Source organism: Mesorhizobium sp. M2A.F.Ca.ET.039.01.1.1, from assembly GCF_003998035.1.
Taxonomy (GTDB): Bacteria; Pseudomonadota; Alphaproteobacteria; order Rhizobiales; family Rhizobiaceae; genus Mesorhizobium.
Genome location: NZ_RZRY01000429.1, coordinates 1 through 5,539, shown reverse-complemented (window position 1 = coordinate 5,539; position 5,539 = coordinate 1). Strand labels below are relative to the sequence as shown.

Sequence of the window (5,539 nt, the reverse complement as noted above, 5' to 3'; positions counted from 1 at the left end):
CCAGACAATATCCCGCCTAAAAATCCATTATTCAAATAAGAAATTACGACGATTGCGGCACATCCGACCCTGCGAGCTGCGACAACCTCGCGGCGGCGTCCTGCAGGTGCCGAATCGTCAGCGTGATATCCGGCGCCGCGGGGGCGTTGACGAGGGTGATGTAGGGGATGGTCAGCGCCGCGATGGCTCTGCCGTCGGGTCCGAGCACCGGCGTCGAAAGGTTGTAGACGCCGGCGGTCTGCAGCGATGCCATCATCTCGTAGCCGCGGTCGCGCACCTGGTCGAGGCGGGCGAAGAACTCCGGCGTCAAATTGAGCTGATCGGTGCTCTGCAAATGCTCGGCGATCATCATCTTGCGCTCCTCCGGCGAGCGGAAGGCAAGCAGCACATGGCCGGAACCGGTGTCGAACAGGCTGATATGCGAGCCGACCCGGATCGAGATACCCCAGTAGCGCGGCGCTTCCTGCTGGGCGATGACCACGGCGGCGCCGCGGTCGAACACCACCAATTGATTGGCCTGCCACGAGGTTTCGGCCAGATCCCGCATGATCGGCGTCGCGTAGGACACCAGCCGCCGCACCGGCGCGTGCAATTGCGCCAGCCCGAAAAGCTTGAGCGTTAGCGAATAGCGGTCGCCGTCGATCTTGGTGACATAGCCGCGCCGTACCAGGCGGTCGAGCATGCGGTAGAACTCGTTCGGGCTGCGGTCGAGCCGCTTGGCGATCTCCGCCTGGGTCAGCCCGCCGTCCACGCTCGCCAGCAGCTCGAGGATGTCCAGCCCCTTGTCCAGCGCCGGCGCGCGGTAGCGGTCCCCGTCTTCTTCGTCGGCCACCTGCCCCTCCAGTGAATTTCGATCTGCATATATGCATGAAGTTCGTTCCGCTGAAAGCACATTCGTCTTGACCCGGCAATGAAAATGCTATTTGCATATGAATGAAGTTTAAGCGATCGGCTGCGCATCCGGCCGGCCGTCGCCGCGAGCTCGTGGGAGGAGAGAACATGATGAGACTGCTTTCAGGCGTTTCCGCCGGCCTGGCCGGCTTGCTGCTGAGCGGCACGGCGTTTTCAGCCGATCTGCCCGGCAAATTTCCGGGCGTGACGATCGACGCGAAGCTGATCGGCGGGCAACAATATGAGAAGCTCTACGAGCGCATTCCCGAATGGGAGAAGCTGACCGGCGCCAAGGTCAACATCCTGTCGAAGAAGAACCACTTCGACCTCGACAAGGAGATCAAGTCGGACATTGCCTCCAACTCGATCACCTGGTGCGTCGGCTCCAACCACACCTCGTTCGCGCCGCAATATCCGGGCATCTACACCGATCTCGCCAAGCTGCTGCCGAAGGAAGAGATCGACGCCTTCGTGCCAGCCAACATCGCCGCCGGCACGCTGGACGACAAGCTGGTGATGCTGCCGCGCGCCCAGTTCGACGTCTCGGCGCTCTACTACCAGAAGAGCCTCTACCAGGACGAAGCCAAGAAGAAGGCCTACAAGGACAAATACGGCGAGGAGCTCGCTCCGCCGGACACGTTCGACGAGATGGCGCAGCAGGCCGAATTCTTCGCCAGCCCGCCTGACTTCTACGGCACGCAATATGCCGGCAAGGAAGAGGCGATCAACGGCCGCTTCTACGAGATGGTGGTTGCCGATGGCGGCGAATATCTCGACAAGGACGGCAAGCCCGCCTTCAACTCCGAGGCCGGCGTCAAGGCGCTAGACTGGTTCGTCAACCTCTACAAGGCCAAGGCGGTGCCGGCCGGCACCACCAACTATCTGTGGGACGATCTCGGTCAGGGCTTTGCTTCCGGCACCGTGGCGATCAACCTCGATTGGCCGGGCTGGGCCGGTTTCTTCAATGATCCGAAGTCGTCCAAGGTGGCCGGCAATGTCGGCGTCAAGGTCCAGCCCAAGGGCTCGTCCGGCAAGCGTTCCGGCTGGTCCGGCGCGCATGGCTTCTCGGTGACCGAGAACTGCGCCAACAAGGAAGCCGCCGCCTCGCTGGTCTGGTGGCTGACCAATGAAGATAGCCAGAAGCTGGAAGCCGCGGCCGGCCCGCTGCCCACCCGAACCAAGGTTTGGGAATGGGATCTCGAGCAGGCTAAGTCCGATCCCTACAAGACCGAAGTGCTGCAGGCCTTCCAGGAAGCCGCCAAGAACGCCTTCCCGGTGCCGCAGACGCCGGAATGGATCGAGATATCCAACGCCGTCTATCCCGAACTGCAGGCCGCCATCCTCGGCGACAAGACGTCGAAGCAGGCGCTCGACGACGCTGCCGCCAAGGCAACGCAAATCCTCCAGGACGCGGGCAAGCTCTAGGCAGCCGCATCCCGCAACCGCCTCCCCGCAAACCCGGGGAGGCGGCCGCGTAGTCTCGCAAAACACGCCATCCTCGGTATCGCCCGCGGCTGGATCACATCACCTCGCTGACAGGATCCCGATGAAGGGCTTAAAGCCATCCGCGCCGATTCTCCTGCTGCTGCCGGCCTTCGTCGTGCTGGCGGCGGTGGTGCTCGTGCCGCTGCTTTTGTCGCTCTATTCCAGCTTCACGCCCTTCCGCCTGACCCGGCCCGAGACCTTCTTCGTGCTGATCGGCTTGCGGAATTATATCTCGATCCTCAGCAATCCGGACTTCTGGTGGGCGTTCGGTCGCACCGTTCTGTTGCTCACCGTCGCGCTCAATCTCGAAATGCTGCTCGGCCTCGGCCTGGCCATGCTGGTCGAGAAGGCGACGCGCGGCCAGCGCATCCTGCGCACGCTGATGATGTTCCCGATGATGTTCTCGCCGATCCTGGTCGGCTTCCAGTTCAAATTCATGTTCAACGACAATATCGGCCTGGTGAATAACGCGCTGCAGTCGCTGGGCATCACCCAAGACGCCATTCCGTGGCTGATCGAAAGCCACCTCGCATTCACCGCCATCACCATTGCCGAAGTCTGGTCGTCGACCTCGATCTTCGCCATCCTGATCCTGGCCGGTCTGCTCGCCATGCCCAAGGAACCGATCGAGGCGGCCCGCGTCGACGGCTGCACGCCCTGGCAGACCTTCCGCTATGTGACCTGGCCTTTCGTCATGCCCTTCGCCTACATCGCCATGACGATCCGTTCGCTCGACGTCGCGCGCGCCTATGACATCGTCAAGATCATGACTGATGGCGGCCCGGCCGGTCGCACCGAGCTGTTGTGGACGCTGGTCGGGCGCACCGCCTACAGCGACGCGCGCATGGGGCTGGCCAACGCCATGGCCTATTTCTCGATCCTGCTGTCGATCGCCTTCACGGTGTATTTCTACAACAAGCTCGCCGCGGCGCGCGCGCAGATCGGCGCGGAGTGGTGATGATGGACGAGAACGCCTCCGCCCGGCTGATCCGCCGCACGCTGACCGTGGCGCATCGTGTCGGCCTGTTCCTGGCCATGCTGCTGATCTGCCTGCCGGGCATCTGGATCGTGCTGTCGTCGCTCAGGCCCACAGTCGAGATCATGGCCAAGCCGCCGGTCTGGATCCCGCAAGAGCTGTCCTTCGACGCCTATGTCGCCATGTTCAGCGGCATCGGCAAAGGCGGCATTCCGGTGCTCGACTATTTCCGCAACTCGCTGATCATCTCGGTCACCTCGACGGTGATCGCAGTCGCCATTGGCATGGCCGGCGGCTACGCCTTCGCGCGCTATCGCTTCCGTGGCAAGTCGGGCATGTTCCTCGGCCTGATGCTGACCCGTACCGTGCCCGGCATCGCCATGTCGCTGCCGCTCTTCTTCGTCTATGCGCGGCTCGGCATCATCGACACGCATTTCGGCATGATCCTCGCCTATGTGGCGCTGAACATCCCCTTCACCATCTGGCTGATCGACGGCTTTTTCCGCCAGGTGCCGAAGGATTTGGCCGAGGCCGCGCAGATCGACGGCTGCACGCGCTGGCAGGCCTTCTGGCAGGTCGAATTCCCGCTGGCGCGTCCCGGCATCGCCTCGGCCGCCATCTTCGCCTTCCTCACCTGCTGGAACGAGTTCGCGCTGGCCTCGCAGCTGACCCGTTCCGTCAACTCCAAGACGCTGCCCGTCGGGCTGCTCGACTACACGGCCGAGTTCACCATCGACTGGCGCGGCATGTGCGCACTGGCCGTGGTGATGATCATCCCGGCGCTGACCCTCACCTACATCGTCCAGAAACACCTCGTCGGCGGCCTCACCTCCGGCGCGGTGAAAGGTTGAACTTCATGGCAACGGTTTCGCTGAAAAAGCTCACCAAGCGTTATGGCAATATGGAGATCGTGCACGGCATCGATCTCGACATCGCCGACCGCGAATTCATCGCGCTGGTCGGCCCGTCGGGCTGCGGCAAATCGACGACCTTGCGCATGATCGCCGGCCTCGAGGACATCAGCGGCGGCAACATCGACATTGGCGGCCGCGTGGTCAACGACCTGCCGCCGCGCTCGCGCAACATCTCGATGGTGTTCCAGTCCTACGCGCTCTACCCGCATATGACGGTGCGCGAGAATCTCGGCTTCTCGCTGAAGATCGCGGGCGCCGCCAAGGACGACATGGACCGCCGTGTGGCGGAAGCCTCCGCCATCCTCGGCCTGGACGAACTGCTTGACCGTAGGCCCTCGCAGCTTTCCGGCGGTCAGCGCCAGCGCGTCGCCATGGGCCGCGCCATCGTGCGCGATCCCGACGTCTTCCTGTTCGACGAGCCGCTCTCCAACCTCGACGCCAAGCTGCGCACGCAGATGCGCACCGAGATCAAGAAGCTGCATGCCAAGGTGAAGTCGACGGTCATCTATGTCACCCACGACCAGGTCGAGGCGATGACGCTTGCCGACCGCATCGTCATCATGCGCTCCGGCCATATCGAGCAGGTCGGCACGCCGGACGAGGTGTTCAGCCGTCCTGCCACCCGTTTCGTCGCCGGTTTCATCGGCTCGCCGCCGATGAATTTGCACGAGGCGACCGTCAGCGACGGCAGATTGGTTTTCAGCCGCGGCGACAGCCTGCCGCTGCCTGGCCAGTTCAAGTCGAAGACGGCGGCCGGCGACAAGGTCGTGTTCGGCATCCGCCCGGATGATTTCTACCCGACCGGCCACGGCCTGAGCTCGGGCGGCGAAACCGAAGTCCACCGCGTCGAGCTGCCGGTCAGCATCACCGAGCCGCTCGGCAATGAAACTTTGGTCTTCGCCGAGTTCAACGGCGCCGACTGGGTCTCGCGCATGCTCAATCCCAGGCCGCTGAAAGCTGGCGACAGGATCGGCATGAGCTTCGATCTGAGCCGCGCGCATCTGTTCTCCGCCGAAACCGGCAAGTCGCTGAGGAACTGACATGGCGAAAATCGAGAAGATCGAACTGCGCATGGTCGACCTCGTGCCGAAGGTCAAGCGCACGGACGCCATCCAGAGTTTCGTCAGCCAGGAAACGCCGATCGTAACCATCACCGATTCCGACGGCGCGACGGGCACCGGCTACAGCTACACGATCGGCACCGGCGGCTCGTCGGTGATGCGGCTTCTCGCCGACCATCTCGCGCCGCGCCTGATCGGCCGCGACGCCGACC

Annotated in this window: 5 protein-coding genes and 1 pseudogene; 5 read left to right on the top strand and 1 reads right to left on the bottom strand. The window is 63.3% G+C overall.

The window, feature by feature from the left end; genetic code table 11:
• Nucleotides 1–43: 43 nt before the first annotated feature.
• Nucleotides 44–832, bottom strand: a complete 789-nt coding sequence (locus EOA24_RS25920; protein ID WP_127257027.1) for an IclR family transcriptional regulator — start codon at nt 830–832, stop codon at nt 44–46.
• A 167-nt stretch (nt 833–999) separates the two neighbouring features.
• Here EOA24_RS25920 and EOA24_RS25915 point away from each other — a divergent pair, with 167 nt between their 5' ends.
• The 5 genes and pseudogenes from EOA24_RS25915 to EOA24_RS25895 form a co-directional block, all read left to right on the top strand.
• Nucleotides 1,000–2,316: a sugar ABC transporter substrate-binding protein gene (locus EOA24_RS25915; protein WP_127257029.1), complete on the top strand. Its 1,317-nt coding sequence runs from the start codon at nt 1,000–1,002 to the stop codon at nt 2,314–2,316.
• A 121-nt stretch (nt 2,317–2,437) separates the two neighbouring features.
• Entirely contained in the window at nt 2,438–3,334 is an 897-nt protein-coding gene (locus tag EOA24_RS25910; RefSeq protein WP_127257031.1) for a sugar ABC transporter permease, read from the top strand.
• A gap of 2 nt (nt 3,335–3,336) precedes the next feature.
• Complete coding sequence (locus EOA24_RS25905) at nt 3,337–4,203, top strand: carbohydrate ABC transporter permease (protein WP_127252646.1); 867 nt, start codon at nt 3,337–3,339, stop codon at nt 4,201–4,203.
• Nucleotides 4,204–4,208: 5 nt separating this feature from the next.
• Complete coding sequence (ugpC, locus tag EOA24_RS25900) at nt 4,209–5,306, top strand: sn-glycerol-3-phosphate ABC transporter ATP-binding protein UgpC (RefSeq protein ID WP_126079837.1); 1,098 nt, start codon at nt 4,209–4,211, stop codon at nt 5,304–5,306.
• Between the two features lies 1 nt (nt 5,307).
• Nucleotides 5,308–5,539 (top strand): annotated as a pseudogene (locus EOA24_RS25895) (mandelate racemase/muconate lactonizing enzyme family protein); the annotation flags it as partial.

Bases quoted from the DNA above. Each gene is read 5' to 3' on its own strand.
- EOA24_RS25915 (WP_127257029.1), top strand. From the start codon at position 1,000: ATGATGAGACTGCTTTCAGGCGTTTCCGCCGGCCTGGCCGGCTTGCTG.
- EOA24_RS25910 (WP_127257031.1), top strand. From the start codon at position 2,438: ATGAAGGGCTTAAAGCCATCCGCGCCGATTCTCCTGCTGCTGCCGGCC.
- EOA24_RS25905 (WP_127252646.1), top strand. From the start codon at position 3,337: ATGGACGAGAACGCCTCCGCCCGGCTGATCCGCCGCACGCTGACCGTG.
- ugpC (WP_126079837.1), top strand. From the start codon at position 4,209: ATGGCAACGGTTTCGCTGAAAAAGCTCACCAAGCGTTATGGCAATATG.